At 74.7% G+C, this 26091-nt stretch carries 25 protein-coding genes and 1 tRNA gene; 14 read left to right on the plus strand and 12 right to left on the minus strand.

Features of this window, described 5'->3' with window-relative positions; all coding sequences use genetic code 11:
- The first annotated feature begins 129 nt into the window (after window positions 1–129).
- Window positions 130–828, plus strand: coding sequence for an HAD family hydrolase (locus ACFVUH_RS06740; RefSeq protein WP_355358210.1), 699 nt, complete (start codon window positions 130–132; stop codon window positions 826–828).
- Window positions 829–894: 66 nt separating this feature from the next.
- On the opposite strand, the gene ACFVUH_RS06745 is transcribed toward ACFVUH_RS06740, so the two are convergent.
- Window positions 895–975: transfer RNA gene (locus ACFVUH_RS06745), tRNA-Tyr, on the minus strand.
- A 216-nt stretch (window positions 976–1191) separates the two neighbouring features.
- On the opposite strand from ACFVUH_RS06745, the gene ACFVUH_RS06750 reads away from it, so the two are divergent.
- A complete protein-coding gene (locus tag ACFVUH_RS06750; protein ID WP_355358207.1) occupies window positions 1192–1680 on the plus strand; it encodes a YajQ family cyclic di-GMP-binding protein in 489 nt (162 codons plus the stop codon).
- 84 nt (window positions 1681–1764) lie between these two features.
- Here the strand turns inward: ACFVUH_RS06750 and ACFVUH_RS06755 are convergent, their stop codons facing one another.
- The gene (locus ACFVUH_RS06755) at window positions 1765–2262 is read right to left on the minus strand and encodes a hypothetical protein (RefSeq protein WP_387911593.1); all 498 of its coding nucleotides are present in this window, start codon (window positions 2260–2262) and stop codon (window positions 1765–1767) included.
- A gap of 41 nt (window positions 2263–2303) precedes the next feature.
- On the minus strand, window positions 2304–3041 hold the full coding sequence (locus ACFVUH_RS06760; protein WP_387911595.1) for an ArsR/SmtB family transcription factor: 738 nt from the start codon (window positions 3039–3041) through the stop codon (window positions 2304–2306).
- 136 nt (window positions 3042–3177) lie between these two features.
- On the opposite strand from ACFVUH_RS06760, the gene ACFVUH_RS06765 reads away from it, so the two are divergent.
- The 7 genes from ACFVUH_RS06765 (at window position 3178) to mug (ending at window position 11211) form a co-directional block, all read left to right on the plus strand.
- Window positions 3178–4518 (plus strand): MFS transporter, encoded by a 1341-nt coding sequence (locus ACFVUH_RS06765; RefSeq protein ID WP_387911596.1) that lies wholly within the window; start codon window positions 3178–3180, stop codon window positions 4516–4518.
- A gap of 338 nt (window positions 4519–4856) precedes the next feature.
- The gene (locus tag ACFVUH_RS06770) at window positions 4857–6296 is read left to right on the plus strand and encodes an APC family permease (RefSeq protein WP_355358195.1); all 1440 of its coding nucleotides are present in this window, start codon (window positions 4857–4859) and stop codon (window positions 6294–6296) included.
- Complete coding sequence (locus tag ACFVUH_RS06775) at window positions 6293–6730, plus strand: hypothetical protein (RefSeq protein WP_355358192.1); 438 nt, start codon at window positions 6293–6295, stop codon at window positions 6728–6730. The genes ACFVUH_RS06770 and ACFVUH_RS06775 overlap by 4 nt, the downstream gene beginning before the upstream one ends.
- A gap of 106 nt (window positions 6731–6836) precedes the next feature.
- Complete coding sequence (locus tag ACFVUH_RS06780) at window positions 6837–8189, plus strand: dipeptidase (RefSeq protein WP_387911598.1); 1353 nt, start codon at window positions 6837–6839, stop codon at window positions 8187–8189.
- A gap of 91 nt (window positions 8190–8280) precedes the next feature.
- Window positions 8281–9399, plus strand: coding sequence for a Xaa-Pro peptidase family protein (locus ACFVUH_RS06785; RefSeq protein WP_355358186.1), 1119 nt, complete (start codon window positions 8281–8283; stop codon window positions 9397–9399).
- A 124-nt stretch (window positions 9400–9523) separates the two neighbouring features.
- Window positions 9524–10639 carry a phosphatase PAP2 family protein gene (locus ACFVUH_RS06790; RefSeq protein ID WP_355358183.1) on the plus strand — a complete coding sequence of 372 codons (1116 nt, stop codon included), beginning with the start codon at window positions 9524–9526 and terminating at the stop codon, window positions 10637–10639.
- A complete protein-coding gene (gene mug, locus ACFVUH_RS06795; protein ID WP_355358180.1) occupies window positions 10636–11211 on the plus strand; it encodes a G/U mismatch-specific DNA glycosylase in 576 nt (191 codons plus the stop codon). The genes ACFVUH_RS06790 and mug overlap by 4 nt, the downstream gene beginning before the upstream one ends.
- Here the strand turns inward: mug and ACFVUH_RS06800 are convergent.
- Window positions 11208–11840 carry a response regulator transcription factor gene (locus tag ACFVUH_RS06800; protein WP_355358905.1) on the minus strand — a complete coding sequence of 211 codons (633 nt, stop codon included), beginning with the start codon at window positions 11838–11840 and terminating at the stop codon, window positions 11208–11210. The genes mug and ACFVUH_RS06800 overlap by 4 nt on opposite strands.
- Before the next feature lie 116 nt (window positions 11841–11956).
- Complete coding sequence (locus ACFVUH_RS06805; RefSeq protein WP_387911601.1) at window positions 11957–13243, minus strand: sensor histidine kinase; 1287 nt, start codon at window positions 13241–13243, stop codon at window positions 11957–11959.
- Between the two features lie 127 nt (window positions 13244–13370).
- On the opposite strand from ACFVUH_RS06805, the gene ACFVUH_RS06810 reads away from it, so the two are divergent.
- A complete protein-coding gene (locus ACFVUH_RS06810) occupies window positions 13371–15296 on the plus strand; it encodes an FtsX-like permease family protein (protein ID WP_387911603.1) in 1926 nt (641 codons plus the stop codon).
- Between the two features lie 20 nt (window positions 15297–15316).
- Here the strand turns inward: ACFVUH_RS06810 and ACFVUH_RS06815 are convergent, their stop codons facing one another.
- Window positions 15317–16231, minus strand: a complete 915-nt coding sequence (locus tag ACFVUH_RS06815; protein ID WP_355358172.1) for a LysR family transcriptional regulator — start codon at window positions 16229–16231, stop codon at window positions 15317–15319.
- 131 nt (window positions 16232–16362) lie between these two features.
- Between ACFVUH_RS06815 and ACFVUH_RS06820 the strand changes: the two genes are divergently transcribed.
- A complete protein-coding gene (locus tag ACFVUH_RS06820; RefSeq protein WP_387911605.1) occupies window positions 16363–17379 on the plus strand; it encodes an NADP-dependent oxidoreductase in 1017 nt (338 codons plus the stop codon).
- Here ACFVUH_RS06820 and ACFVUH_RS06825 read toward each other — a convergent pair.
- Window positions 17376–18242, minus strand: coding sequence for a sigma-70 family RNA polymerase sigma factor (locus ACFVUH_RS06825; RefSeq protein WP_387911607.1), 867 nt, complete (start codon window positions 18240–18242; stop codon window positions 17376–17378). The genes ACFVUH_RS06820 and ACFVUH_RS06825 overlap by 4 nt on opposite strands.
- A 75-nt stretch (window positions 18243–18317) precedes the next feature.
- On the opposite strand from ACFVUH_RS06825, the gene ACFVUH_RS06830 reads away from it, so the two are divergent.
- A complete protein-coding gene (locus tag ACFVUH_RS06830) occupies window positions 18318–18986 on the plus strand; it encodes an FMN-dependent NADH-azoreductase (protein ID WP_387911609.1) in 669 nt (222 codons plus the stop codon).
- Window positions 18987–19036: 50 nt separating this feature from the next.
- Here ACFVUH_RS06830 and ACFVUH_RS06835 read toward each other — a convergent pair whose 3' ends face one another.
- The 4 genes from ACFVUH_RS06835 to ctaD form a co-directional block, all read right to left on the minus strand.
- On the minus strand, window positions 19037–19438 hold the full coding sequence (locus tag ACFVUH_RS06835; protein WP_355358160.1) for a YccF domain-containing protein: 402 nt from the start codon (window positions 19436–19438) through the stop codon (window positions 19037–19039).
- A 160-nt stretch (window positions 19439–19598) separates the two neighbouring features.
- Window positions 19599–20549, minus strand: a complete 951-nt coding sequence (locus ACFVUH_RS06840) for a M48 family metalloprotease (RefSeq protein ID WP_355358157.1) — start codon at window positions 20547–20549, stop codon at window positions 19599–19601.
- 10 nt (window positions 20550–20559) lie between these two features.
- On the minus strand, window positions 20560–21012 hold the full coding sequence (locus ACFVUH_RS06845) for a BlaI/MecI/CopY family transcriptional regulator (RefSeq protein WP_355358154.1): 453 nt from the start codon (window positions 21010–21012) through the stop codon (window positions 20560–20562).
- 36 nt (window positions 21013–21048) lie between these two features.
- Window positions 21049–22767 carry a cytochrome c oxidase subunit I gene (gene ctaD / locus ACFVUH_RS06850; protein ID WP_387911610.1) on the minus strand — a complete coding sequence of 573 codons (1719 nt, stop codon included), beginning with the start codon at window positions 22765–22767 and terminating at the stop codon, window positions 21049–21051.
- 242 nt (window positions 22768–23009) lie between these two features.
- Between ctaD and ACFVUH_RS06855 the strand changes: the two genes are divergently transcribed.
- Window positions 23010–23528, plus strand: a complete 519-nt coding sequence (locus ACFVUH_RS06855; protein WP_387911612.1) for a hypothetical protein — start codon at window positions 23010–23012, stop codon at window positions 23526–23528.
- Between the two features lie 69 nt (window positions 23529–23597).
- On the opposite strand, the gene ACFVUH_RS06860 is transcribed toward ACFVUH_RS06855, so the two are convergent.
- The gene (locus tag ACFVUH_RS06860; protein WP_387911614.1) at window positions 23598–24542 is read right to left on the minus strand and encodes a DMT family transporter; all 945 of its coding nucleotides are present in this window, start codon (window positions 24540–24542) and stop codon (window positions 23598–23600) included.
- Here ACFVUH_RS06860 and ACFVUH_RS06865 point away from each other — a divergent pair.
- Window positions 24541–25995: a PLP-dependent aminotransferase family protein gene (locus ACFVUH_RS06865; RefSeq protein WP_387911615.1), complete on the plus strand. Its 1455-nt coding sequence runs from the start codon at window positions 24541–24543 to the stop codon at window positions 25993–25995. The genes ACFVUH_RS06860 and ACFVUH_RS06865 overlap by 2 nt on opposite strands.
- The last annotated feature ends 96 nt before the right edge of the window (window positions 25996–26091 follow it).

The raw sequence follows: 26091 nt of genomic DNA on the forward strand, positions 1-26091 counted from the left end.
GGGAAGGACTCCCGGCGGCCGAGCTGAACGGTCCGGTCCCACCCTGCCCCACCACTGTGCTGCCTTGCTCATGTAATTGCAAGCCATTCGCAATAACCCCCACCCCCCTTCATCCGCTACCCTCCGCACATGCCACCTCACCCTCAGCTCTTCCCTTCCGTCCTGCCCTCCTCCTCACCCCTCCTCCTCATCGACCTGGACCACACCCTGGTCGAACGCGACGGCGGCCCCGAGGCCTGGACCCCCGCCTTCTGCGCCGCCCACGACCTGCCCCCCGAGGCCGCCCCCGTCGTCTACGCCCTCTTCCGCGCCGACCGCTCCCCCTCCGGCTTCGGCCGCATCGGCACCCGCTTCCGCCTCCCCTACTCGGGCGCCACCCTGTGGAAGCAGCACGTCACCCACGAGGCCGCCCGCACCCGCCTGATCCCCGGCGTCCCCGAAGCCCTCGCCGCACTCCGCGCGGCCGGCTGGACCATCGCCGTCGTCACCAACGGCTCCACCGACATCCAGCGCGCCAAACTCGCCCGCACCGGCCTGCTCCCCGCCGTCGACGTCGTCTGCGTCTCCGAGGAGGCCGGCGCCCGCAAACCCGACCCCGGGATCTTCCACCTCGCCGCCGCCCGCCTCGGCCGCACCCTCACCTCGGCCGACTGGATGGTCGGCAACAACCCCGACACCGACCTCGCCGGCGCCCACGCCACCGGCCTCCGCTCCATCTGGATCACCCCCACCCCGCCCCCGCCCCTCCCCCCGTCCCACCCCACCCCCACCCACACCGCCCCCGACACCCCCACCGCCGCCGCCCTCCTCCTCGCCCTCCCCCGATGACCCCCGAAAACGACGAAAGGCCCCCGACTCACGTCTCCGTGAATCGGGGGCCGTCCATCTATCCTGTGGCTGGTGCAGGGTTCGAACCTGCGTAGCTTGCGCGACAGATTTACAGTCTGCTCCCTTTGGCCGCTCGGGCAACCAGCCAGGATTTTTGCCTCCCAGGGGCTTGCCCCGTTCGACTGGGTAAACCTTACCCGATGCCGGGGGGTGGTTCGCCACCCGGTTCTGTGGGGCGGGATCGACGGGTGTGGCGTGGCTGTCCCGGGCGGGGGCGGGGGTGGGCTGGATAGGCTTGGGGCGGCGGGCGCCCGGTGGGCGGGCCGCCTCAGTGCAGCCAGAACATCAAGGAGACCAACACCCATGGCCGACTCCAGTTTCGACATCGTCTCGAAGGTCGAGTGGCAGGAGGTCGACAACGCGATCAACCAGACCTCCCGCGAGATCTCCACGCGCTTCGACTTCAAGAACGTCGGCGCCGAGATCAAGCGCTCCGGCGAGACGATCGAGATGAAGGCCAACGGCGAGGAGCGCGTCAAGGCCATCCTGGACGTGCTGCAGAGCAAGTTCATCAAGCGCGGTCTGTCGCTGAAGGCGCTGGACACCAAGGACCCGCAGCTGTCCGGCAAGGAGTACAAGATCTTCGCGGACGTGAAGGAGGGCATCTCCCAGGACGATGCCAAGAAGATCGCGAAGATCATCCGTGACGAGGGCCCCAAGGGCGTGAAGGCCCAGGTCCAGGGCGACGAGCTCCGGGTGAGCTCGAAGAGCCGTGACGACCTGCAGGCCGTCCAGGCGCTGCTCAAGGGCAAGGACCTGGACTTCGCGATCCAGTACGTGAACTACCGCTGAGCCGAGCGACGGCCCCGGCCGGGAGCTCTGGAAGGGGCTTCCGACCGGGGCCGCCGTCGTTCGCTGGGGGGCGTTCGCCGGGTGTCAGTCAGGGGTGGCCCAGGCGGCGGTGGTGCGGTGGGCGGCGAGGCCGACGGCGTCGAACTCGTCGCGGTCGGCGGTGCCGGCCGGGAGGTGGACGCCGAGGTGGCGCAGGACGAGGGAGATCGGGCTGCCCTCGGGCGGGAAGGGGCCGGGCTCGCCGCCGGTGAACGGGCCGAGCGCGAGGCGGCCGTCGGCCCAGAGGGCGGCGCGCTGGGTGCCGGTGCCGCCGAAGAAGTCGGCCTCCACGCAGGCGATCGGGCCGGCCTTGGACCAGGCGGCGAGCCGGCGTTCGAGGCCGACGGAGAACCAGTGGAAGCCGGCGGCGCCCGCGGAAGCGGGCTCCTCGTCGCCGAACCGGAGGGCCGCCAGGAACTCGGGGGTGGCCGGGATCAGCGCCAGGCCCTGGGCGAGCGGTCGCGGACGGGCCGCCGAAACCTCGGCGGCCGCCACCGCGACCAGCTCCGCCGGGCCGATCAGCGCCTGAAGTTCGTATGGCATTAAGTCATCGTGAACCATGGCACCGACAGTCCGCCCGACGTTTACGATTCCGTGCCCGGTCGGGTATCAGTCCGAGAGTCGGTCCCCTGCTCGGAGCGGACGCCGTAGAGCAGGGTGAACAGGGTCGCTTCCACCGCGTCCTCGGCGTCGCTCTCCCCCTCGGCGCTCAACTCGTCGAAGATCTCGTCGAGCTGACGGCGCAGCCGGCGCATCCGCTCAGGGGTGAGCCGGTACGTGAAGTGCGAGAACATGCCCGGCAGACCGGTCGCATCGGCCTCCCGCGAGGTGCCGAAGTCGATCCGGTCGGCCACCGCGTGGGCGCGGAAGTCGCCGCGGACGCGGTCCATCGCGGCGAGCAGGGCGTCGTAGGCGTCGACCCGGGTCGGCGAGCCGGGCGCGAAGATCTCCGGGGCGACCCGCAGTGACGCCTGGGCCGGGGCGTAGCGGCTCTCCACGATGCCGGAGACCAGCCGGGTGCCGGCGACGCCGATCAGGCCGACCTTCTCCAGCTGCTTGATGTGCCGGTAGAGCTTGGTCTGCGGCTCGTCGAGCGCGGCGGCGATCTCCTTGGCGGTGAGCGGGCCGGAGTCGCCCGCCGCCATCAGGACGTCGAGGATCGCCAGGCGAAGCGGGTCGGCCAGGGCCTTGAGGGTGGCGGCGTCCTCCACCCGGCGCTCCTTCAGGACGGCGGGGGCGACCGCCCCTCCGGACGCGTTCACGGCGCGCTCGGCGTTCCCGGCACTTTCGGGGCTCTCGGCGTTCTCGACGTTCTCGACCACGGGCCCACCCTCGCAGATGGCCGTGGACCCGGGCAATCGCACATTCACCCTTGCGCAAGCGGTCACGCCCGCGCCATCATTCACGCATTCGTGAATGATGGCGCCATGGTGAGTGGCGACGAGGGGGAGGCCACCGATGAAGACCGACACCGCGACCCCGCCCACGGCCCCGGACGCGGCGCCGCCCGTCCCGCTGCGGCGCAACTGGCGCTTCCAGGCGCTCTGGGCCGGCCAGGCCGGCGCCACCCTCGGCCTGCAGATCGCCGACACCGCGTACCCGCTGCTGCTGCTCGCGCTCACCGGATCCTCCACGCTCGCCGGGGCGTTCGGGGCCGTGCAGATCGGCGCCGCCGTCCTCTTCGGCGTCCACGGCGGCGCGGCGGCCGACCGCTACAACCGGCGCCGGCTGCTGATCGTCGGCGACTCCGTGCGGCTGGTCGCCTGCGCCAGCGTCCCGCTCGCCATGGCGCTGGACCGGCTGACGGTCGCGCACACCCTGCTGGTGGCCGTGGTGATCGGCGCGACCATCGCGTACACCGGCCCGGTCCGGCTGATCGCGGTGCGCTCGGTGGTGCCGCCCGAGCAGCTGCGGCAGGCGCTCGCGCAGGACGAGGCACGGATGAGCGGGGCGGGCCTGGTCGGGCCGCCGCTGGCGGGCGCGCTGTTCGGCCTCGGCCGGAACGCGCCGTTCATCGGCACGGCGGTCGCCTCGCTGCTCGCGCTCACCGCCGCTCTGGTGGTCAAGTTCCCGGGCGGACCGGAGTCCAGGACGCAGGGGACGAAGGGGACGAAGGAGATGAGAGGCGCGAGCGGGACGGACGGGACGGGCGGGACGGACGGCACCACCGGCAGCGCCCTGGCCGGCTACCGCTACCTGGCCGGCAACGCCCTGCTGCGCCCGATCCTCGCCGTCGTCCTGCTGATCAACGTCGCGGGCGCCGCGATGCTGCTGCCCGTGATGGTGATCCTGCGCGGCCAGGGCACGTCCAGCGCCGGCATCGGGCTGGCGCTGGCCGGCGAGGCCGTCGGGGCGCTGGTCGGCGCGCTGCTGGTGAGCCGGCTGCACCGGCTGGCCGGCCCCGGGGTGCTGCTGCTCGCGGTGTCCTGGCTGACCGTCCCGGCGATGTTCGCGCCGCTGCTGCCCGGCGGTCCGGTCACCGTCTTCGCGGCGCTGTTCGTGGTGGGCCTGGGGATCCCGACGCTGCGGGTGATGATCGACCTGCTGGTGTTCAGCCGGGTCCCGGACGCGCTGCGCGGCCGGGTGATCTCCGCGACGCTGACGCTGTTCACGGTCGGGATGCCGGCCGGGATGGTCGGCAGCGGACTGCTGCTCGACCACCTCTCCCCCGCGACGGCGCTCGGCGCGGTGGCCGCGCTGCTCACGGCGGGCCTGACCGCGGCGACGGCCGGGCGGTCACTGCGCCGCTCCGCCTGGCCCGAGCAGGCGGCGGCGCCCGCGGGAACACCCGCCACCTGAGCCGGCCCGCGTCCGACCCGCGTCCGACCCGCCCTCCTGACAGCCGCCCTCCTGACGCCCGCTCACCCGTGCGGGTGCACGCCGCATGCGGCTCCCGCGCCAACCGGGTGAACTGGCCGGGTACGGCCCAGCACCGACGGGCCACCCCAGGAGGACGCATGAGTTCCATGGACATACCGTCGTCCGGCCAGGGAAGTCCTGGCGGCTCAGGCCCAGGCCCAGGCTCAGGCCCAGGCCCAGGCGGCGGAGGCGGAGGCGGAGACGCGAGCGGAGGGCCGGAGGCGGCCGCCCGGGAACACACCGGCGCGGCGGCCACCCGGCTGGCGAACGCCCCCCGGATGTCCTGGCTGACGCTCGCCTTCATGACCACCGCCTCGGTGGCCAGCCTCCGCTCCGCCCCGACCATGGCGGTCTACGGCCTCGCCTGCGTCTTCCTCTACCTGCTTCCGGCCGTCGTCTTCCTGCTGCCGACCGCGCTGGTCTCCGCGGAGCTGGCGTCCGGCTGGGAGGGCGGCGTCTACCGCTGGGTGTCCGAGGGCCTGTCGAAGCCGCTGGGCTTCCTGGCCGTCTGGTGCCAGTTCGCGATGACGATCTTCTACTACCCGTCCCTGCTCGCCTACGTGGCCTCCACCATCGCCTACGTGGTCAACCCCTCCCTGGCGAACAACGGCCCGTACACCGCGCTGGTGATCATGGTGCTCTACTGGACCGGCGTCTGGGTCTCCTCCCGGGGCACCAAGGCGGTGGCCGGGCTCTCCTCGGCGGGCCTGGTCATCGGCACGCTGATCCCCGGCACGCTGCTGGTCGTGCTCGGCTTCGTCTTCCTCGGCCAGGGCAACAGCTCCGCCGCCCCGATGAACGCCGCGCACCTGTTCCCCGAGTGGGCCGGCCTGGCCAGCCTGGTGCTGATCGTCAACAACTTCCTCAGCTACTCCGGCATGGAGATGAACGCGGTGCACGTCTCCTCGCTGCGCGACCCGGCCCGGGAGTTCCCCCGCTCGATGTTCACCGCCTCCGGGATGGTGCTCGCGATCTTCATCCTGCCCGCGCTGGCGATCAGCTGGGTGGTGCCGTCCAGCGAGCTGAGCCTGACGGCCGGCGTGATGCAGGCCTTCGACGCCTTCTTCCAGTACTTCCACATCGGCTGGCTCACCCCGGTGATCGCGGTGGCACTGGTCTCCGCCTCGCTCGGCGGCATGCTCACCTGGCTCGCCGGGCCTTCCAAGGGCCTGCTGATGATCTCCCGCCAGGAGGGCTACCTCCCGCCGTTCCTGCAGCACCTCAACAAGGAGGGCGTGCAACAGAACCTGCTGGTCACCCAGGGCGTGATCACCACGGTCATCGCCCTCGCCTACGCCCTGATCCCCAACGTCTCCAGCGCCTACTGGATCTTCTCGGTGATCACCACGCAGGTGTACCTGATCGTCTACCTGCTGATGTTCGCCGCCGCGATCCGGTTGCGCCGCACCCGGCCCGACCACCCGCGCGGCTACCGGGCGCCCGCGCTGGTGCCGATCTCGGTGACCGGTCTGGTGGCCTCGGCGGCGGCGATGGCGATCGGGTTCGTACCCTCCTCGCAGTTCGGCAGCGGCTCGGCCTGGTCGTACGTGGCGATCGTCGGCGGCGGCCTGGTGATCCTGGGACTGCTGATCCCGTACCTGTTCCTGCGGCTGCGCAAGCCGGAGTGGCGCTCGCCCGACGCACAGGCCGAGCTCGCCGCGCAGGAGGCCGCCGAGCTGCACCGCACCGAGGGCCCGGCCGAGGGCGGTGCGGCATGACCCGCAGCCTGATGGCCTCCCGGCACCGCTGGATCTACCTCGGCGCGATCGTCCTGCTGGTCGGCATGCTGGTCACCGGCCTGCTCACCTACGCCCAGCTGCACGACACCAACGAGGCCAACCGCAAGGCCAGTCAGCTCTCCGAGGCGCTGACCGCCGCCGGCTACCCGGTACCGTCCCACAGCCAGATCGTGCACACCCTGGGCGAGGACGGCGGCGCCGTCTGCGCCGACCCGGCCGGCGCGCTGCAGCAGGCGCAGTGGAAGTACGGCATGTCCACCGGGGCGGACGGACCCGGCCAGCGCCCGGTGCTCTCCGACCGCGAGGTGATCCTCGCGGAGACGATCGTGCTCTCCGTGTACTGCCCGGAGAAGCTCGCCGCCGTCAAGGACAAGATCGACCAGCTCAAGCTCGAGGACACCGTCCGCAACTGACGCCGCCCCGGCCCGCCCCGCCCTGACGCCGCCCGGCCCGCCCGTCGCGCCCGTCGCGCCCGCCCCGTCGCAGCCCGGCCCACCGCCCTCCAGAGGAGCCGTCACCATGACCGACGAACTCGCCCGCCGGATCGCCGCCCTGATGCCGCGCGCCAGGGCCGACCTGGCCGAGCTGGTCGCCATCCCCTCCGTCGCCGACCCCCGCCAGTACCCGCCGGAGGAGTGCCGCCGGGCCGCCGAGTGGGTCGCCGCCGCCTTCGCCGACGCCGGACTGCGCGACGTCCACCTGGAGGAGACCCCGGACGGCAGCCACGCCGTGGTCGGCCACCGCCCGCCCCCGCCCGGCGCGCCGACCGTCCTGCTCTACGCCCACTACGACGTCCAGCCCCCGCTCGACGACGCCGCCTGGACCTCCCCGCCGTTCGAGCTCACCGAGCGCGACGGCCGCTGGTACGGGCGCGGCGCCGCCGACTGCAAGGGCAACATCGTCATGCACCTCACCGCGCTGCGGGCGCTCGGCGAGGACCTGCCGGTCGGCCTCAAGCTGGTCGTCGAGGGCTCGGAGGAGCAGGGCACCGGCGGTCTGGAGGCCTATGTGCCGCCGCACGCCGGCGAGCTGCACGCGGACGCGCTGCTGGTCTGCGACACCGGCAACGCGGCGGTCGGCGTCCCCACCGCCACCACCTCGCTGCGCGGCGTCACCAACGTCGTGGTCACCGTCTCCGCGCTCAAGGGCGACATGCACTCCGGCATGTTCGGCGGCCCCGCACCGGACGCGCTGGCCGCGCTGATCCGGGTCCTCGACGCGCTGCGCGACGCCGACGGCGGCACCCGGATCGACGGCCTGGACAACGACGGCACCTGGAGCGGCGTCGGCTACGACGAGCAGCAGTTCCGCACCGACGCGGGCGTCCTGGACGGCGTCCGGCTGACCGGCTCCGGCACCGTCGCCGACCGGCTCTGGGCCCGGCCCGCCGTCACCGTGCTCGGCATCGACTGCCCGCCGGTGATCGGCTCCGCCGCCGCCGTCCCGGCCACCGCCCGGGCCCGGGTCTCGCTGCGCGTCCCGCCCGGCACCGACGCGCGCACCGCCCAGGCCGCGCTCACCGCCCACCTGAAGGCCGCCGCGCCGTGGGGCGTGCGCATCGAGGTGACGCCGGAGAGCGTCGGCTCGCCGTTCCGCGCGGCCACCGGCGGGCCGGCCTACGCGGCGCTCGACCAGGCCGCGCGGGAGGTCTACGGCCGGCCGCTGTCCTTCCTCGGCCAGGGCGGCTCGATCCCGCTCTGCAACGTGCTCGCCGCGACCTTCCCCGGGTCCGAGATCATCCTGATGGGCGTCGAGGAGCCGCGCTGCCTCATCCACGCGCCCAACGAGAGCGTGGACCCCGGCGAGATCGAGCAGATGGCCCACGTCGAGGCGCTGTTCCTCCGGCACTACGCCAACTCGCACCGCCCGTGATGACGTTGACGCACACCCAGCCACCGCCACCGCCACCGCCACCGCCACCGCCACCGCCACCGCCGAGTTTCCCGCACCAGGAGACCCCGAAATGCCCCGACCGTTCACCACCGAGGACTACCGCGCCCGCCTGGAGCGGGCCACCGCCGCCGCCACGGACGCCGGCCTGTCCGGCCTGGTCGTCGCCCCCGGCCCCGACCTCGTCCACCTGACCGGCTACCAGCCCACCGCGATCACCGAACGGCTCACCGCCCTCGTCCTCACCACCGGACGCGAGCCCGCGCTGATCGTCCCCGTCCTGGAACGCCCCGACGCCGAGAAGGCCGTCGGCGCCCCCGCCGTCCGGCTGGTCGACTGGACCGACGGCCAGGACCCGTACGCCGCCGCCGTCCCGCTGATCGACGGCTCCGGCCGCTACGGCATCTCCGACAACGCCTGGGCGATGCACCTGCTCGGCCTCCAGTCCGCCCTGCCGGGCATCGGCTGGACCTCGCTCACCGCGACCCTGCCGATGTTGCGCGCGGTCAAGGGCCCGGACGAGCTGGAGCGCCTCGCCGCGGCCGGCGGCGCCGCCGACGCCGCCTACCGGGGCATCCTGGAGGTCTCCTTCGCCGGCCGCCGGGAGACCGACGTCGCCGCCGACCTCGCCGCCCTGCTCATCCAGTACGGCCACAGCCAGGTCGACTTCACCGTGGTCGGCTCCGGTCCCAACGGCGCCAACCCGCACCACGAGGCCGGTGACCGGGTCATCGAGACCGGCGACACCGTCGTGCTCGACTTCGGCGGTCTCAAGGACGGCTACGGATCGGACACCACCCGCACCGTGCACGTCGGCGCCGACGTCCCGGCCGAGGTGCAGAAGGTGCACGACATCGTCCGGCAGGCCCAGCAGACCGCGTTCGAGGCCGTCCGGCCCGGGGTGAGCTGCCAGGAGATCGACCGGACCGCCCGACGGGTCATCACCGAGGCCGGGTACGGCGAGTACTTCATCCACCGCACCGGCCACGGCATCGGCATCACCACGCACGAGCCGCCGTACCTGGTCGAGGGCGAGGAGCGGCCGCTGGTACCGGGCATGTGCTTCTCGATCGAGCCGGGCATCTACCTGCCGGGCCGCTTCGGGGTGCGGATCGAGGACATCGTGACCGTCACCGAGCAGGGCGGACGGCGCTTCAACAACACCCCGCACGAGCTGGGCATCGTGTCCTGAGTCACCCCCGCACCGCCCCCGGCCCGTGTTCGCTGCGCCGGCCGGGGCAATTCTGAGCCCTTCCTGAACGGACCGCCGTCCACACCGAGAGTTCTCCAAGAATGCCTTGCTAGCTTCGACCGGCATGACCAGAATGCTCCGCCCGGCGCCGCCCACCCCGCCCGCGAGCGCCGGGCGGCTGCGTCCGGCGACCGGCCCCCGGACCGGCGCGCGCACCGGCGCCCTGGCCCGGCTCCGGCTGCTGGCGTGGCCGCTCTACCTCGCCGCGCTGCTGTGGTACCTGCGCACCTACGGTCTGCCGTACACCAATGACCTGGTCTTCCTGTGGCTGATGGGCGCCCTGGTGGCCGCCGGCGTGCACAGCGGGCACGGCCTGCGCGGCTTCCTGCTGGTGCTGCGCGACTGGGTGCCGGTGATGGCCGTCGTCTGGACGTACTCACTGCTGCGCGGCTACGGCGCGCACACCCCCTGGGGCCCGTACCTGTGGCCGCAGCAGCGCGCCGACGAGATCATCGGCTTCGGCGAGACGCTGACCGTACGGCTCCAGCACGGGCTCTACACGCCCGGCTCGCCGCAGTGGTGGGACTACGCGGCGGTCACCGTCTACATGTCGCACTTCTTCGCGGTCTTCATGATCCTCGCGGTGCTGTGGCGCCGCCGGCACGACCGGTTCCGGCACCTGCTCACCTGCTACCTGGTGCTGACCTTCGCCGGCTTCGCGACGTACATCCTCTACCCGGCGGTGCCGCCGTGGCTGTCCTCCCAGGAGGGCCACCTGCCGGAGCTGACCCGGGTCGTCTCGGACGTGCTCACCGAGAGCGGGCTGCCGCGGGCCGCGTCGGTGTTCGAGAACGGCAGCCAGTTCGCCAACGACGTCGCCGCGATGCCCTCGCTGCACTCCGCGTACCCGGCGATGCTGCTGTTCTTCTTCTGGCCGACGGCCTCGCGGTGGGTGCGGGTGCTGCTGGTCGCGTACCCGCTCGCGATGACCTTCGCGCTGGTGTACGGCGCGGAGCACTTCCTGGTGGACGTCTTCGTCGGCTGGGCGTACGCGGCGGCGGCGGTGTACGGCGTGCGGTGGCTGCGGGAGCGGCGGCGGACCAGGTCGCTGGCGGAGAGCCGGACGGCGGTGGCCGCGCCGACGGCCGCCCCGGTGGTCGCGGAGGCCACGGCGGCCGCAGCCCCGGAAGCGGGGGTGACCGCGGGGGCGACGGCGTCCGGCGGCACACTGGACCGGTGACCGAGAAGCCGACCACGGCACCCAGGCCGACCGCCGAGCAGCTGCTCGCCGCCCGCGACACCACGATCGAGGACGTCACCGCCCCCGGTCTGCGCGTCCTGTTCTGCGGCATCAACCCCGGGCTCTGGTCCGGGGCCACCGGCCATCACTTCGCCCGCCCGGGCAACCGGTTCTGGCCCGCCCTGCACCGCTCCGGCTTCACGCCCCGCCAGTTCCGCCCGGACGAGCAGCGGCAGCTGCTGGACCTCGGCCTCGGCATCACCAACGTCGCCCCGCGCGCCACGGCCAAGGCCGACGAGCTGACCGCCGACGAGCTGCGCGCGGGCGGCGCCGCCCTCACCGAACGGGTGCTGCGGCTGCGCCCCCGGGTGCTGGCGGTGCTCGGCATCGGCGCCTACCGCACGGCCTTCGGCCGGCGGACGGCGTCGATCGGGCGTCAGGAGCGGACCGTCGGGGACACCGAGGTCTGGGTGCTGCCCAACCCCAGCGGCCTCAACGCCCACTACACCCTGGACGCGCTGGCGGCGGAGTTCGCGGGGCTCCGCGCGGCGGTGTCCGACCCGGGTCGCTAGGAGCGGAGGAACTCCAGCACCGCCAGCACCCGGCGGTGCGTCGGCTCGGCCGGGGGCAGGTCCAGCTTCATCAGGATGTTGCCGATGTGCTTGCCCACCGCCGCCTCCGACACCACCAGCTCCCGGCAGATCGCCGCGTTCGACCGGCCCTCGGCCATCAGCGCCAGCACCTCGCGCTCGCGCGGGGTCAGCCGCTCCAGCGGGTCCCGGCGGCGGCGCAGCAGCTGGCGGACCACCTCCGGGTCGACCACCGTCCCGCCGGCCGCCACCTCGGCGACCGCCGCCGTGAACTCCTCGATCTGGCCGATCCGGTCCTTCAGCAGGTAGCCGACGCCGGAGCCGTCCCCGGAGTCCAGCAGCTCCGCCGCGTACGAGCGCTGCACGTACTGGCTGAGCACCAGGACCGGCAGGCCCGGGCGCCGCTCGCGCAGGGCGACGGCCGTGCGCAGCCCCTCGTCGCTCTGGCCCGGCGGCATCCGGACGTCGGTGACGACGAGGTCCGGCTCGTGCTCCTCGGCCGCCGCCCGCAGTGCCCCGGCGTCACCGACGGCGGCCACCACGCGGTGCCCGAACCGGGCCAGCAGGCCGACCAGCCCCTCGCGGAGCAGCACGCCGTCCTCGGCGAGCACGATCCTCAGGTTCGCCGGGGCGGCCGGTGGGTCCGTCGGGGCGGTCGGTGGGTCCGTCGGGGCGATCGACGGGCCCACCGGGGCGATCGACGGGCCCACCGGGGCGGTCCACGGGTTCATCGGGGGGCTCCTCCGTCAGCCGGGGCGCAGGGGATCTCCACCCGCACCAGGGTCGGTCCGCCGGGCGGACTGCTGACCGTCAGTGTGCCGTCCACGACCGCGACCCGGTCGGCCAGCCCGGTCAGCCCGGTGCCGCGCCCCGGGTCGGCGCCGCCGCGGCCGTCGTCGGCCACCTCGATCGTCAACCGCCCGTCCGCGTAGCGGCCTTCGACGCTCGCCGCGCTCGCGCCGCTGTGCTTGGCGATGTTGGCGAGGGCCTCGGTGACGGCGAAGTAGCCGGCCGACTCGACCGGTGCCGGGAGCCGGGCGGGCAGCGCGAAGCGGGTGGTGACCGGGACCGGCGAGCGGTCGGCGGCGTCCGCGCAGGCCTCCGGCAGACCGCGGTCGGTGAGCACCTGGGGGTGGATGCCGTTGATCAACTCCCGCAGTCCGGCCAGCACTTCGCCCGCCTCGCGGTGCGCGTCGGCGAGCCGGGCGGCCAGCGGCCCGTCCGGCGGCGCGTCCAGCCGGGCCAGGCCGAGCGTCATCCGTAGGGCCACCAGGCGCTGTTGGGCGCCGTCGTGCAGATCGCGCTCGATCCGGCGCCGCTCCGCCTCGAAGGCGTCCACCAACCGGGCCCGGGAGCGCACGAGTTCACCGATCCTCCGCTCCTGCCGGTCCGGCCCGACCAGCAGCCGGACCAGTCCCGCCCGGGCCGCCGCCACCAGCGCCGGCGGGTAGCCGGACAGCGGCAGCAGGACGAGGCCGGCCAGCCCGCACAGGGCCGCCGTCCACGGCGAGTGGACCTCCCAGAGCTTGAGGACGTTGACCTGCTCGCCGTCCAGCAGGAGCAGCGGGAGGGCGGCCAGCAGGTACCCGGGGACGGCCAGCGCGCAGCCGGCCACGGCCAGGTCGACCGGCCAGAGCACGAACGCGGCGAGCGCGGTGAAGCCCAGCTCCCGCCAGGTCACCCGCTCGCGGTAGCGCAGCCGCAGCCAGGCGGCGAGGCCGGGGCGGTCGGGGACGCGGTGCGGGTCCGGCACCCGTCCGCCGTCCAGGAAGCGGACCAGCCGCCGCTCCCAGGCCGCGACCGGCAGCCCGACCAGGGCGAGCGCGGCCGGCAGCGGCAGCCCGACCAGCAGCAGCGCGAGCGCCCCGCCGGCCGCCACCGACAGCAGCAGCCCGGCACAGAGCAGCAGCCCGGTCAGCCCCGTCACCAGCAGGTACCCGGCCGCCCGCCACGGGGCTCCCGAGCGCAGGAACCCCGGCCGCAGCACCGGGCCCCACCAGCCGCCGTCGTCCATCGTGTCCCTCCCCCGTCCCGGCCAGCCTAGGGTCGCGGCGGCGGCCCGTCGGTAGGGCCGGCCCTACCTCCCGAAGTGGCCCCCGGCCTGCTGCGCCGGCCCTCCCCCCGGCGGTTCGCTGGACGCCATGGGAATGCTGCGGATCACGCTCACGTCACTGAAGGCCCGCCAGGTCTCGCTGCTCGGCGCCTTCGTCGCGCTCGCGCTCGGCGTCGCGATGACCGCCGTCATGCTGCTCGGTCTCGCCTCCGCCGCGGGCGCCCCCGGCGGGGAGGAGCTGGTCTCGCTGGTCGCCGCGCTCGGCACGGCGGGCGGGGTGAGCGCGTTCGTCTCGGCGTTCGTCGTCGCCTCCACCTACTCCTACGCCGTCGCCCGGCGCCATCGCGAACTCGGCCTGCTCCGCCTCGCCGGCGCCACCCGCGCGCAGGTCCGCCGTTCCGTACTCGCCGAGGCGCTGCTGCTCGGCGCGGGCGCCTCCGCCGCGGGCTGTCTGCTCGGCCGGATCGGCGCGCCCGCGTTCGTCGGGTGGCTGTCCGACGTCGGGATGGCCCCGCCCGGTTTCGCCCTCGCCCCGGCCGGCTGGCCGCTGCCCGCCGCGTTCGGCACCGGTCTGCTGGTCGCCCTCGCCGGTGTGGCCGTCGCCGCCCGCCGGGCCGGGCGGGTCGGACCGCTGGACGCCCTGCGCGCGGCCGACCTCGACACCGGCGTGCTGACCGCGGGCCGCCTGCTCACCGGGCTCGGGCTGCTGCTCACCGCCGCCGTCCTGGCCGGCACCGCGCTCGTCACCGACCCGGTCGACCTGCTGCACCGCAAGACGTACACCACCCAGCCGATGTGGCTGATCTCGGCGGTCGGCCTGCTCTCACCGCTGCTCGCCCCACCGCTGGTCCGCCTCCTGGGCCGCGTCGTGCCCCTGCGGCTCACCGGCTACGCGGGCCGTCTGGTGCCCGCCGGCGCCGCCGCGGCGGTCCGCCGGACGGGCGCGGTCGCCGCACCGGTGCTGGTCTCGGTCGCGCTGACGGGTTCGCTGGCGGGCGCGCTGGACACGGTGGCCGCCGCCCGCGCCGCCGAGACGCGGGCCCGCACCGCCGCCGACCTGGTCGTCGTACCGGCGCCCGGATCCGGGGACGCGCTGCTTGGCGCGCTGCGCGCCGTCCGGGGCGTGGCCGCGCTCTCCGCCACCGCGCCGACCGCGCTCGGCCTCGTCGAGCCGGACGGGGTGACCGTCCGCTCCGAGGCCCGGATGGCCGCCGACCCGGCGGGTCTGGCGGCCCTCGCCCGGCTGCCGCTGCTGGCCGGCTCGACGGCCGCGCTCGACGACGGCTCGCTGGTGCTGCCCGCCGAATGGGGGCGCACCCGTGTCGGCGAGCGGGTCCCGGTGGTGCGCGCCGACGGCAGCCGGACGACCCTGCGGGTGGCCGCCGTGCTGCGCGACGGGCTCGGCGACAACGGCCTGTACGTGACCGCCGCCAACGCCCCGGGCGCCCGCGTCGACCGCATCGAGGTCCGGCTCTCCGCCGCCGGCGACGCCGAAGCCGCCACCGGCGACGCCCGGGTGACCGCCCGGGTCGCCGACGTGCGCGCCGCCGCCCGGCCGTACGGCGCCACCGTGCTGACCCGGGAGGAGTGGCTCACCGCCGGGGCACCCACCGGGACGGCCTGGCTGCGGATCGCCCTGGTGCTCGGCCTGGCCCTCGTCTACACCGGCATCGCGCTCGCCAACACCCTGCTCACGGCCACCGCCGACCGCCGCCGCGAACTCGCCCTGCTCCGCCTGGCCGGAGCGACCCGCGCCCAGGTGGTGCGCCTGGTGACGGCCGAATCGGTGCTGGTGACGGCGGTCGGCGCGGTGCTCGGCTGCGCGGTCACGGCCGTCCAGCTCGGCTCGCTGTACGCCGCCTTGGCGGTGCTCCACGTGCCCGCGCCGCTCGTCCTCCCGTGGCGCCCGGTCGCCGTGGTGGCCGGCGGCGCGCTGCTGCTCGCCGCCGGGTGCGCCGCCCCGGCCGCCGCCTGGGCGCTGCGCTCCCGGCCGGTCACCGCCGCCGCGCGCTGAGGCCTCCGCCGCCTCCCGCGTCAGACCGCCGCCAGGCCCTCCGGCAGCACCTGTCCGCGCAGCTCCCGCAGCTCGCGGATCAGCGCCCGGACGGCGGCCGTCCCCGCCAGCTCCGGCGTCGTCACGTACCCGACGTACCGGCTCGGCGGCCGCGGCCCGAGGTCGGTGACCGCCAGCCCGGCGGGCGCGCCGAGCAGCGCCGTCCGGGGCATGATCGCCATCCCCAGGCCCTGGGACACCAGGGAGACGGCCACCGTGTCGTCCTCGACGTCGATGGTCGACGGCGGGATCCAGTCCTGCCGGTCCCACCAGTCGCGGGTGTACGAGCCGCAGTTCTCGTCCCAGTCGACCAGCGGCAGCCCGCGCGGCGCCGGATGGCCGGCCGGGTGCGCGAGCGCGTACGTCTCCTCGAACAGCCGGGCCGCGACCAGACCGGGGACGGGCGGCGGCGCGGCCGGGTCGAGGGTGGCGAGGCCCAGGTCGGCCCGGCCGTCGGCGACCTCACCGGCGGTGCCCCGGCCGAGCTCGCGGACGATCCGCACCTGCGGCGTGAGCCCCGGGTGGCGGGCGGTCAGCCGGGCGAGGACGGGCGGCAGCAGATGGGCGGCGACGCTGCGGAACGCGGCGATCCGCAGCACGCCGGTCACCTCCCCGGCCGCGTCCCCCGCCCCGGCTGCCCGGACCTCCGGGCCCATCGCCGCGAGCAGCCGCAGGACCCGCCGGGCGTACGCGACGGCCCGCTCGCCCGCCTCGGTGGGGCGCGCGCCGTGGCGCCCGCGCTCGAACAGCACCGCGCCGAGCTTCCGTTCGCAGGCGCGCACGGCGTGCGAGACGGCGGACTGGCTGCTGTCCAGGCGTGCGGCGGCGGCCGTGAACCCCTGCTCCTCCGCCACGGCGACCAGAACCCGCAGCTCGTGCGGGGCGAGATCGGTCATACGGGTGACGCTACCGGATCCATCGATCCTCTTCATGGAACGTCCCCGCCCATCGACGCCGCCCCCTGCCCGGGCCGGGCCCCGCTCCCTACGGTGATCACCACCGCCCGCCGACACCGTCTGGAGTCCCCGTGTCCCGCCCCACCGCCCGCGTCGTCCACCTCGTCTCCCGCCCCACCGGCGAGCCCACCGCCGACAACTTCGCCTTCCTCGACGAGACCGTCCCGCCCCTGGCCGCCGGTGAGGCACTGGTCGAGAACATCCACCAGTCCGTCGACCCGTACATGCGCGAGGAGATGGACGAGTCCGGCAGCTGGCAGCTGCACGCCCCGCTGGAGGGCCGCACCCTGGGCCGGATCGTGGAGTCCCGGACGCCCGCCCTGCCCCTCGGCACCCTGGTCCACCACCGCCGGGCCTGGCGCACCCTCTCCGTGGTCACCCCGGACGAGGCCACCGTCCTGCCGGACTTCGCGGGCGTGCCGCTCAGCGCCCACCTCGGCATCCTCGGCGGCACCGGGCTCTCCGCCTGGGTCGGCCTGACCCGGATCGCCCGGCTGCGGGCCGACGAGACGATCTTCATCTCGGCAGCCGCGGGCGGCGTCGGCACCGCGGCCGGCCGGATCGCCCGCCTGCTCGGCGCCGGCCGGATCGTCGGCAGCACCGGGTCCGCCGCCAAGGTCGCCCGCCTCACCGGGCACCTCGGCTTCGACGCCGCCTTCGACCACCACGACGCCCCGCTCGCCGACCGCCTGCGCGAGGCCGCCCCGGACGGCCTGCACGTCTACCTCGACAACGTCGGCGGCGACCACCTGGAGGCCGCCATCGGCGCGCTGCGCGACCACGGCCGGATCGCCTGGTGCGGCGCGGTCGCCCAGTACAACCACCTGCAGTCGCCGCCGCCCGCGCCGCGCAACCTGTTCGACGTGGTCGGCAAGAGCCTGCGGCTGGAGGGCTTCCTGGTCCGCAACCACCTCGACGCCCGCCCCGAGCTGTACGACTTCCTCGTCCCGCACCTGCGCTCCGGCGCCGTCACCTCGGACGAGACGGTCGTCCGGGGCTTCGAGAACGTCGTCGACGCCTTCCTCGGCATGCTCCGCGGCGCCAACACCGGCAAGATGATCGTCCAGCTCGCCGACGAACCGCGCTAGCGGACCTCGTCCGCGAGCCCGACCTCCGCGGCGGCCAGCCGGGCCGGGTCCGCGACCACCTCGAAGGCGGCCACCCGGCCGTCCGCGACGGTGAACCGCAGCAGCAGCCGCAGCCGCCCGTCCGGGGCGATCGCCGCCCCGACCGCGCCGTCCACCAGCACCGGCACCCCGAACCGCGCCCGCCGCCCGATCACCCGGGTCTCCCCGGCCACCGCCTCGGCGCCGCGCAGCACGACGGCGCGACCGGCGGGCAGCGCGGCCGGGTCGGCCCGGCGCACCACGTCCGGCGCGAGCACGGCGAGCAGGGCGTCCAGGTCACCCCCGCGCGCGGCGGCCAGGAACGCCTCCACCACCACCCGGTCCCCCGTCCCCCGCTCCTCCCCGGCGCCCCTGACCCGCTGCCTGGCCCGGCTCGCCAGCTTCTTGGCGGCCACCGTGTTCCGCCCGACGATCGGCCCGATCTCCTCGAACGGCACCGCGAAGCCGTCGTGCAGCACGAACGCGACCCGCTCGGCCGGGCCCAGCCGGTCCAGTACGACCAGCATCGCCCGGCCCACCTCCTCGACCAGCTCGGCCTCCGCCTCGGGCCCGTCCACCACCCCCTCGATCCCCTCGACCCCCTCGACCAGTACTGGCTCGGTCCGCCGCGCCCGCAGCACGTCCAGGCAGATCCGCGACACGACGGTGGTCAGCCACCCCGGCAGGTTCTCGACCTCCGCCGCGTCCACCCGCTCCAGCCGCAACCAGGCCTCCTGCACGGCGTCCTCCGCCTCCGCCGTCGAACCCAGCATCCGCCGCGCCACCGCCCCCAGCCGCCCCCGCTCGGCCTCGAACCGCACCGCCAGCTCCTCGCGCCCGTCCATCGGTCACCTTTCCGCCCGCACCCGCGTCACGGGACTGACGACGCCCACCCCTCGAAGGTGACCGGGAGACCCCTCATGCCCACCCTGCTCCACCTGGACTCCAGCGCCGGCCCGACCGACCGCTCCGTCAGTCGCCGCCTGACCGCCCGCTTCGCCCACGCCTGGCAGGCCCGCCACCCGGACGCCCACTACCGCTACCGCGACCTCGCCGCCGACCCGGTGCCCCTGATCGGCGCCGGCTACGCCTCCCTCGGCGTGCGCGTCGAACGCCAGGCCGCCCCGGTCCCGCTCGCCGACGTCCCTTCCCTCGCCACGACCCCTTCCGAGCACCACGAGTGGTCCCTCACCCACCCCCTGATCACCGAGCTCCACTCGGCCGACACGCTTCTCCTCGGCGTCCCGATGTACAACTTCACGGTCCCCGCCGCCCTCAAGGCCTGGATCGACCGCATCACCTTCCCCGGCGCCCACACCGGCCGCCTCACCGCCACCCGCGTCATCGTCGTCACCGCCCGCGGCGGCGGCTACGGCCCCGGCACCCCGCGCGAGCCCTTCGACTTCCAGACCCCGTACCTGCGCGCCTGGTTCACCGAACACCTCGGCATCCCGGACGCCGGCCTCCGCTTCATCCACGCCGAACTCACCCGCGCCGCCGACATCCCCGCCCTCACCCCCTACCGCGACCTCGCCACCACCTCCCTCACCACCGCCCGCACCACCCTGGCCGCCCTCGCCACCGCCTGAGCACGCCGAAGGGCCGACGGGAACACCCGTCGGCCCTTCTCCACTTCCCCCTACCGCCCGCCCCACGGCTCGTCCGTCGGCACGATCTCCCGCCCCAGCGGCGTCAGCGACACCGGGATGAGCTTGAGGTTCGCCCACCCGAACGGGATCCCGATGATCGACAGGAACAGCGGAATGCTGGTGATCAGGTGCATCAGCGCCAGCCACCACCCCGCGAAGATCAGCCAGATCACGTTCCCGATGCACGACGGCGCCCCGGCGTCCGGCCGCTCGACGGCCGTCCGCCCGAACGGCCAGATCACGAACCCCGCCAGCCGGAAGGACGCGATGCCGAAGGGAATGGTGATGATCAGAACGCAGCAGATGATGCCGGCGACCACATAGCCGATCGCCATCCAGAACCCGCAGAAGACCAGCCAGAGCACATTCAGTACGAACCCGATCACCTTCATGCCTGGCACCTTCTCACGTACGACGGTTCACCCCTACGACCAGCGGATTCCCGCCGGTCCACGTGTCTACGCCCCTGGGTGACCGGGTTCAGGGACCGCTCGGGGTGCCTCCCATCCTTACGGAGGAGGGCCTTCCGCTGAACGGAGGAAGCAGCGGGAGTCAGAGCGGGGTGACGGCCTTGAGGACGAGGAGGAGGGCCACGGCGGCGTTGAGGGCGGAGAGGGCGGAGGCGGCGGTGCCGAGGGCGGCGACGAGGGCGGCGAGGCCGGCGGGGGTGAGGGCGGGGGGCCAGTTGCGGGTGGTGGGGACGGGGCCGAGGAGGGCGGCGACGCGGCGGGGGACGGGGCCCGGGGCCGCGAAGGCGGGGAAGGCCGCGTAGGCGGCGGGCGGGCGGTGGGAGGCGAGGGCGGCGCGGGCGACGGCGCGGGCGGTGACCCGCCGGTCGCCGACGGCCTGCGCGGACTCCTCGTCCGCCCAGCGCTCCGCGCTGTAGGCGACGGCGCGCTCCAGCGGGCGCAGGAACGGGTTGACGCAGCCCGCGAGCTGGGTGGCCAGCAGGTGGCGGTGGTGCCGGTGGGTGAGGTGGGCGCGTTCGTGGGCGAGCAGGGCGGCGCGCTCGTCCTCGGCGAGGCCCGCCAGCATGCCGGTGGAGACGACGACCCGGCCGGGCGAGCGCGGCGAGCCGGGGAGCGCGTAGGCGTACGGGGCCGGGTCGGGCAGCAGGGCGACGTCGGACGAGCCGGGCAGCGCGCGGCCGAGGGCGCGCCGGGCGCGGGCGCGGATCCGCAGGTGGCGGACGAGGGTGCGGCCGACCGCGAGCAGGACGGCGCCGAGGGCGAGCAGTGCCGCCGTGCCGACGGTCTCGTGGTACGGCAGGGCGGCCCGGACCTCGGGGTCGGACCAGCTGTCGGGCAGCGGGTTGCCGGGGATCTGCGCGGTGCCGACGACGCCGATCAGCGCCAGGCAGACCGCGCTGCACAGGGCCATGACGATGCTGATCGCGGTGAGCAGCCGGGCGGCGCCGCGCGGGTGGAGGTGCTGCTCGGTGAGGCGGGCGATGGGCAGCGCCGTCAGCGGCAGGAAGAGGGGAAGGAAGACGAAGACGCCCACGGTGAGGAGGTCAGCCTTCGCGGTCGGCGGCCGGGGCGCAGGCGCCGTCGAGCAGGGTGCGCAGCAGCTCCTCGTCGTGCGGGAGGAGCGCGGTCACGAAGCTGGCGAGCACGGCGTCCCGGTCGGGCTCGCCGTCGAGGACGCGGCGCATCCGCAGCGCGGCGAGGCCGGCCGCGTCCGAGGAGGCCTGCCAGAGGTAGGAGCGGCCGGAGCGGGTGCGGGTGACGGCGTCCTTGGCGTGCAGCCGGGAGAGGATGGTCATCACGGTGGTGTAGGCGAGGTCGCCGTCGAGGCGTTCCTGGACCCAGCCCGCGGTGACGGGGACGGGCGCCCGCTGGAGCACGGCCAGCACCTGCGCCTCCAGTTCGCCCTGGCCGCGCCGCCGGGCCCGCGGGTCTCCGGCCACCGGGCTGTTGGTGTCCCCCGCCTCCTCGGCGGTGTCCTCTGCGGTGTCCTCTGCCATGCCGGTCATCCTAACGAGAAGGTAAAGGACCCGGAATCAGACGTGTGGTTCGCGGGCGTTCTGCCGCCGGTCGATCTCGGTGATCTCGGGGTGGTGGAGGTCGAAGGCCGGGGATTCGGAGCGGACCCTGGGCAGCGTGACGAAGTTGTGCCGGGGCGGCGGGCAGGAGGTGGCCCACTCCAGGGAGCGGCCGTAGCCCCACGGGTCGTCGACGGTGACCCGCCGCCCGTACCGGGCGGTGTGCCAGACGTTGTAGAGGAACGGCAGGGTGGAGATCCCGAGCAGGAAGGAGCCGATGCTGGAGACGGTGTTGAGCGTGGTGAAGCCGTCCGAGGCGAGGTAGTCGGCGTAGCGGCGGGGCATGCCCTCGGCGCCGAGCCAGTGCTGGACGAGGAAGGTGGTGTGGAAGCCGACGAAGAGGGTCCAGAAGTGGATCCGGCCGAGCCGCTCGTCGAGCATCCGGCCGGTGAACTTGGGCCACCAGAAGTGGAAGCCGGCGAACATCGCGAAGACCACCGTCCCGAACACCACGTAGTGGAAGTGCGCGACGACGAAGTACGAGTCGGAGACGTGGAAGTCGATCGGCGGCGCGGCGAGCAGCACCCCGGTGAGGCCGCCGAACAGGAAGGTGACCAGGAAGCCGACGGCCCACAGCATCGGTGTCTCGAAGCTGAGCGAGCCCCGCCACATGGTGCCGATCCAGTTGAAGAACTTCACCCCGGTGGGCACCGCGATCATCATCGTCATGATCGAGAAGAACGGCAGCAGCACCTGCCCCGTGACGAACATGTGGTGCGCCCAGACGGTGATCGACAGGCCGGTGATGCCGATGGTCGCGCCGATCAGGCCGGTGTAGCCGAAGATCGGCTTGCGGCTGAACACCGGGATGATCTCGGTGATGATGCCGAAGAACGGCAGCGCGATGATGTAGACCTCCGGGTGCCCGAAGAACCAGAACAGGTGCTGCCAGAGCAGCGCCCCGCCGTTGGCCGCGTCGAAGACGTGCGAGCCGAAGCGGCGGTCCGACTCCAGGCAGAGCAGCGCGGCCGCCAGGACCGGGAAGGCGAAGAGCACCAGGACGGCGGTCAGCAGGATGTTCCAGACGAAGATCGGCATCCGGAAGAGCGTCAGCCCGGGAGCCCGGAAGCAGACGATCGTGGTGACGAAGTTGACCGAGCCCATGATGGTGCCGAAGCCGGAGAGGGCCAGGCCCATGATCCACAGGTCGGCGCCGAGGCCCGGGGAGCGGTCCAGGCCGTTCAGCGGCGCGTAGGCGAACCAGCCGAAGTCGGCCGCGCCGTCCGGGGTGAGGAAGCCGAAGACGACGATCAGCGAGCCGAACAGGTACAGCCAGTAGGCGAGCGCGTTCAGCCGGGGGAAGGCGACGTCGGGGGCGCCGAGCTGCAGCGGCATGATCCAGTTGGCGAAGCCGGCGAACAGCGGGGTCGCGAACATCAGCAGCATGATCGTGCCGTGCATGGTGAAGAGCTGGTTGAACTGCTCGTTGGAGAGCAGTTGCAGCCCGGGGCGGGCCAGCTCGATCCGCATCAGCATCGCCATCAGCCCTCCGAACAGGAAGAACAGGAAGGAGGTGGTGATGTAGAGGGTGCCGATCCGCTTGTGGTCGGTGGTGGTGAGCCAGCCGACCAGGGCCCCGCCCCGTCGGCGGCGGGCGGCGCGGCGGCGTTGCGACCGGGTCGTGCGCGACGGGTGCGGGGGCGGCTGCTCCACGGTGTCCTGCGGCAGGAGGGTCACGTGCTGCGCCTTCCGGGTCCGGGGCAGGGGTCGGACCACCTGTACCGGCCGGCCGGGCGTGGCGGACGGGGGCACGCGGGGGCGCGCGCGGCGGCTCACCCGAACAGCGGGCGGTCACCCGAACAGGCGCGGCCCGGTTGCCCGGCCCCGGCCGGGATCGGACGGTCGAAGTCCGCACGTCTCTCCGCACACCTGTCCGGGAGCGCCTGTCCGGCCCCGGCGTCCGGTCCTGGAGGAAACCCATGAGCAGCACGTCGTCCCCGCCGCCCGGCCAGCCGCCCCCGGAACAGCCCGGGGCGGACCAGCCCCGGGTGGACCAGCCCCCGCCCTGGCAGCACGGCACCGGCCGGCCGCCACCGCCGCCCTCGCACCACCACTTCCGCGAGTGGGCGCCCGGCTTCGTGGTGTTCGCGGGTGTCCTGATGCTCATCAACGGCATCATGGAGGTGCTGCGGGGCATCATGGCGGTTCACGAGGACGAGGTCTTCCTGACCACCAACCGCTACGTCTTCCGCTTCGACCTCACCGGCTGGGGCTGGATCCACATCGTCGTCGGCGCGCTGGTCGCGGTGGTCGGCGCCTTCCTCCTCAAGGGCGCCGCCTGGGCGCGGTACGCCGGTATCGTCCTCACCGCGGTGAGCGCCATCGACGCGTTCCTGTCGATGCCGTACTACCCGGGCTGGTCGATCGTGGTGATCGCGCTGGACGTGTTCATCATCTGGGCCCTCTGCGTCTACCGGCCCGCGGAGGCCGGTCACTGACCCCCGCTGCCGCCGTCCGGCCCCGTACCGCGTACGGGACCGGACGGCGCCGCGTACCGGACCGGAGCGTCAGGCCCGGTCCCGCTGGGTGAGCGCGATGCAGAGCAGCACCACCACCGCCGTCACCGGGGCGGCGGCCGGCAGCTCCTCGCCGAGCAGCAGCACCGACCAGACGAGCGTGACCAGCGGCTGGGCCAGCTGGAGCTGACTCGCCCGCGGGACCCCGATCAGCGCCATCCCCCGGTACCAGACCACCATGCCGCCGAACTGCGAGACCGCGGCGGTGTACAGCAGCCCGGCCACCGCCTTCGCCCCGGGGCCGCCGGACGGCAGCGGCTCGGACGCCGGCGCCACCGCCGCGGTCAGCGCGGTGACCGGGAGCGCGGCGACCACCGCCCAGCCGATCACCTGCCAACCGGGCAGCTCCCGGGAGATCCGCCCGCCCTCCGCGTACCCGGCCGCGCAGACCAGCAGCGCCGCGAACAGATGGAGGTCGGCGAGGCCGGGCCGCCCGTGGCTCCGCAGCAGCGTGAACCCGAGCACCGCCACCGCCCCGGTCAGCGCCGCGCCCCAGAACAGCCGGGACGGACGGCGGCCGTCCCGGCGGGAGCGCACGGCCGCGACGGCGGCGGTGGCCAGCGGCAGCAGACCGATGACGACGGCCGAGTGCGCGGTCGTGGAGGTGCGCAGGGCGAGCGTGGTGAGCAGCGGGAAGCCGAGCACACAGCCGGCCGCGACCACCAGCAGGCCGGGCCAGTGGCGGCGCTCGGGCAGCGGGACGCGGGCGGCGGCGAGGCAGAGTGCGGCGAGCAGGCCGGCCAGCACGCCGCGCAGCCCGGTGGCCGTCCAGGGGCCGAAGCCGGTCAGCGCCCAGGCGGTGGCGGGGAAGCTGAAGGAGAAGGAGAGGACGCCCAGGGCGGCCAGCGCGGTGCCCGGGCCCCTCGAGGCGGCGGGCGCCGTGGCGGGTCGTACCGCTACCGCCGGAGAGGGCGTAGCGCTATCTTGTGCTCTCATGAACGAGCGTAGCAGTGTGGCCGAACTCGCCGACCGTCTGCGCCGCGAGGTCGAGCGCTACCCGGATGGGCGGAAGCTGCCGTCGAGCCGGGCGTTGATGGAGCGCCACCAGGTCAGCCCGGGAACGGTGTCGCGCGCCATCGCCGTGCTGGCCGCCGAGGGCCTGGTGGTCTCCCGCCCGGGCGCCGGGGTGTTCCGGACGGCGGCCTTCGCGGGCGGTCCGGGCACCGGGACGCCCGGCGCCGCCCGTCCCGGCGACCTCTCCTGGCAGGAGATCGCGCTCAGCACCGACACCGGCCCGCGCGATCTGCTGGCCGCCCCGGTGTTCGCCACCCTGCGTGTGCCGCCGCCCGACGTCGTCGACCTCAACAGCGGCTACCCGCACGCCTCGCTGCTGCCCGAGCGCCTGCTCGCCGCCGCCCTCGGCCGGGCCGGGCGGCGGCCGGGCGCCTGGGAGCGCCCGCCCACCGACGGCCTCACCGAGCTGCGCGGCTGGTTCGCCCGCGACATCGGCGGCCACGGCGGGCCGATCGCCACCGGGGACGTGCTGATCACCTCCGGCGGGCAGGGCGGCCTCACCGTGGCGATGCGCTCGCTCGCCGCGCCCGGTGCGCCGGTCCTGGTGGAGTCGCCGACGTACTCGGGGATCCTGGCGGTCGTCCGGGCGGCCGGACTGCGGCCCGTCCCGGTGCCGGTCGACGCCGACGGGGTGCGCACCGACCTGCTGGCGGACGCCTTCGCGGCCACCCGGGCGCGGGTCTTCGTCTGCCAGCCGCTGTTCCAGAACCCGACCGGCGCGGTGCTCTCCCCCGAGCGCCGGGGCGAGGTGCTGCGGATCGCCCGGGCGGCGGGCGCGTTCGTGGTCGAGGACGACTTCGCCCGGCTGCTGGTCCACGCGGACGCCCCCGCGCTGCCGCGCCCGCTCGCCGCCGAGGACCGCGACGGGGTGGTGGTGCACCTGCGCTCGCTGACCAAGGCCGCCTCGCCCAACCTGCGGGTCGGCGCGCTCACCGCGCGCGGGCCGGCGCTCGCCCGGCTGCGCGCGACCCAGGTGGTGGACACCTTCTTCGTGCCCCGGCCGCTGCAGGAGGCGACGCTGGAGCTGGTCGCCGACCCCGGCTGGGCCCGTCATCTGCGCACCCTCGCCGGCGAGCTGCGCGACCGCCGCACCGCCGCCGTCACCGCCCTGCACCGCGAGCTGCCGGGCCTGCTCGGCGGCCACCGGCCCGGGGGCTACCACCTGTGGCTGCGGCTCCCGGACGGCGTCGACGACGGCGCCCTCACCGAGGCCGCCCTGCGGGCCGGGGTCCAGGTGACCCCGGGCCGCCCGTACCACGCCGCCGAGCCGCCGGCCCCGCACCTGCGGCTGAGCTACGCGTCCGCCGAGAGCTCCGCCCAGGTGGCGGAGGGCGTGCACCGCCTGCGGCTGGCCTTCGAGGAGGTCGCGGGCTGACGACGGGCCGTGCGGCCCCAGGGGCCGCGGCCGACAGGCTGGTCGGGTCCTCCCGCCCGGTGCGGTCCCGTAGAGAGGGCCTACCCCCGGTGGAGG

It is taken from the genome of Kitasatospora sp. NPDC058032 (assembly GCF_042885845.1).
In the GTDB taxonomy this organism is placed as follows: domain Bacteria; phylum Actinomycetota; class Actinomycetes; order Streptomycetales; family Streptomycetaceae; genus Kitasatospora.

What these genes read in the sequence shown, in the direction of transcription:
- ACFVUH_RS06740 (WP_355358210.1), top strand. Translation starts at nt 130, where the DNA reads ATGCCACCTCACCCTCAGCTCTTCCCTTCCGTCCTGCCCTCCTCCTCA.
- ACFVUH_RS06750 (WP_355358207.1), top strand. Translation starts at nt 1,192, where the DNA reads ATGGCCGACTCCAGTTTCGACATCGTCTCGAAGGTCGAGTGGCAGGAG.
- ACFVUH_RS06755 (WP_387911593.1), bottom strand. Translation starts at nt 2,262, where the DNA reads ATGCCATACGAACTTCAGGCGCTGATCGGCCCGGCGGAGCTGGTCGCG.
- ACFVUH_RS06765 (WP_387911596.1), top strand. Translation starts at nt 3,178, where the DNA reads ATGAAGACCGACACCGCGACCCCGCCCACGGCCCCGGACGCGGCGCCG.
- ACFVUH_RS06770 (WP_355358195.1), top strand. Translation starts at nt 4,857, where the DNA reads ATGTCCTGGCTGACGCTCGCCTTCATGACCACCGCCTCGGTGGCCAGC.
- ACFVUH_RS06775 (WP_355358192.1), top strand. Translation starts at nt 6,293, where the DNA reads ATGACCCGCAGCCTGATGGCCTCCCGGCACCGCTGGATCTACCTCGGC.
- ACFVUH_RS06780 (WP_387911598.1), top strand. Translation starts at nt 6,837, where the DNA reads ATGACCGACGAACTCGCCCGCCGGATCGCCGCCCTGATGCCGCGCGCC.
- ACFVUH_RS06785 (WP_355358186.1), top strand. Translation starts at nt 8,281, where the DNA reads ATGCCCCGACCGTTCACCACCGAGGACTACCGCGCCCGCCTGGAGCGG.
- ACFVUH_RS06790 (WP_355358183.1), top strand. Translation starts at nt 9,524, where the DNA reads ATGACCAGAATGCTCCGCCCGGCGCCGCCCACCCCGCCCGCGAGCGCC.
- ACFVUH_RS06805 (WP_387911601.1), bottom strand. Translation starts at nt 13,243, where the DNA reads ATGGACGACGGCGGCTGGTGGGGCCCGGTGCTGCGGCCGGGGTTCCTG.
- ACFVUH_RS06810 (WP_387911603.1), top strand. Translation starts at nt 13,371, where the DNA reads ATGGGAATGCTGCGGATCACGCTCACGTCACTGAAGGCCCGCCAGGTC.
- ACFVUH_RS06815 (WP_355358172.1), bottom strand. Translation starts at nt 16,231, where the DNA reads ATGACCGATCTCGCCCCGCACGAGCTGCGGGTTCTGGTCGCCGTGGCG.
- ACFVUH_RS06825 (WP_387911607.1), bottom strand. Translation starts at nt 18,242, where the DNA reads ATGGACGGGCGCGAGGAGCTGGCGGTGCGGTTCGAGGCCGAGCGGGGG.
- ACFVUH_RS06830 (WP_387911609.1), top strand. Translation starts at nt 18,318, where the DNA reads ATGCCCACCCTGCTCCACCTGGACTCCAGCGCCGGCCCGACCGACCGC.
- ACFVUH_RS06835 (WP_355358160.1), bottom strand. Translation starts at nt 19,438, where the DNA reads ATGAAGGTGATCGGGTTCGTACTGAATGTGCTCTGGCTGGTCTTCTGC.
- ACFVUH_RS06845 (WP_355358154.1), bottom strand. Translation starts at nt 21,012, where the DNA reads ATGGCAGAGGACACCGCAGAGGACACCGCCGAGGAGGCGGGGGACACC.
- ACFVUH_RS06855 (WP_387911612.1), top strand. Translation starts at nt 23,010, where the DNA reads ATGAGCAGCACGTCGTCCCCGCCGCCCGGCCAGCCGCCCCCGGAACAG.
- ACFVUH_RS06865 (WP_387911615.1), top strand. Translation starts at nt 24,541, where the DNA reads ATGAACGAGCGTAGCAGTGTGGCCGAACTCGCCGACCGTCTGCGCCGC.
- ACFVUH_RS06860 (WP_387911614.1), bottom strand. Translation starts at nt 24,542, where the DNA reads ATGAGAGCACAAGATAGCGCTACGCCCTCTCCGGCGGTAGCGGTACGA.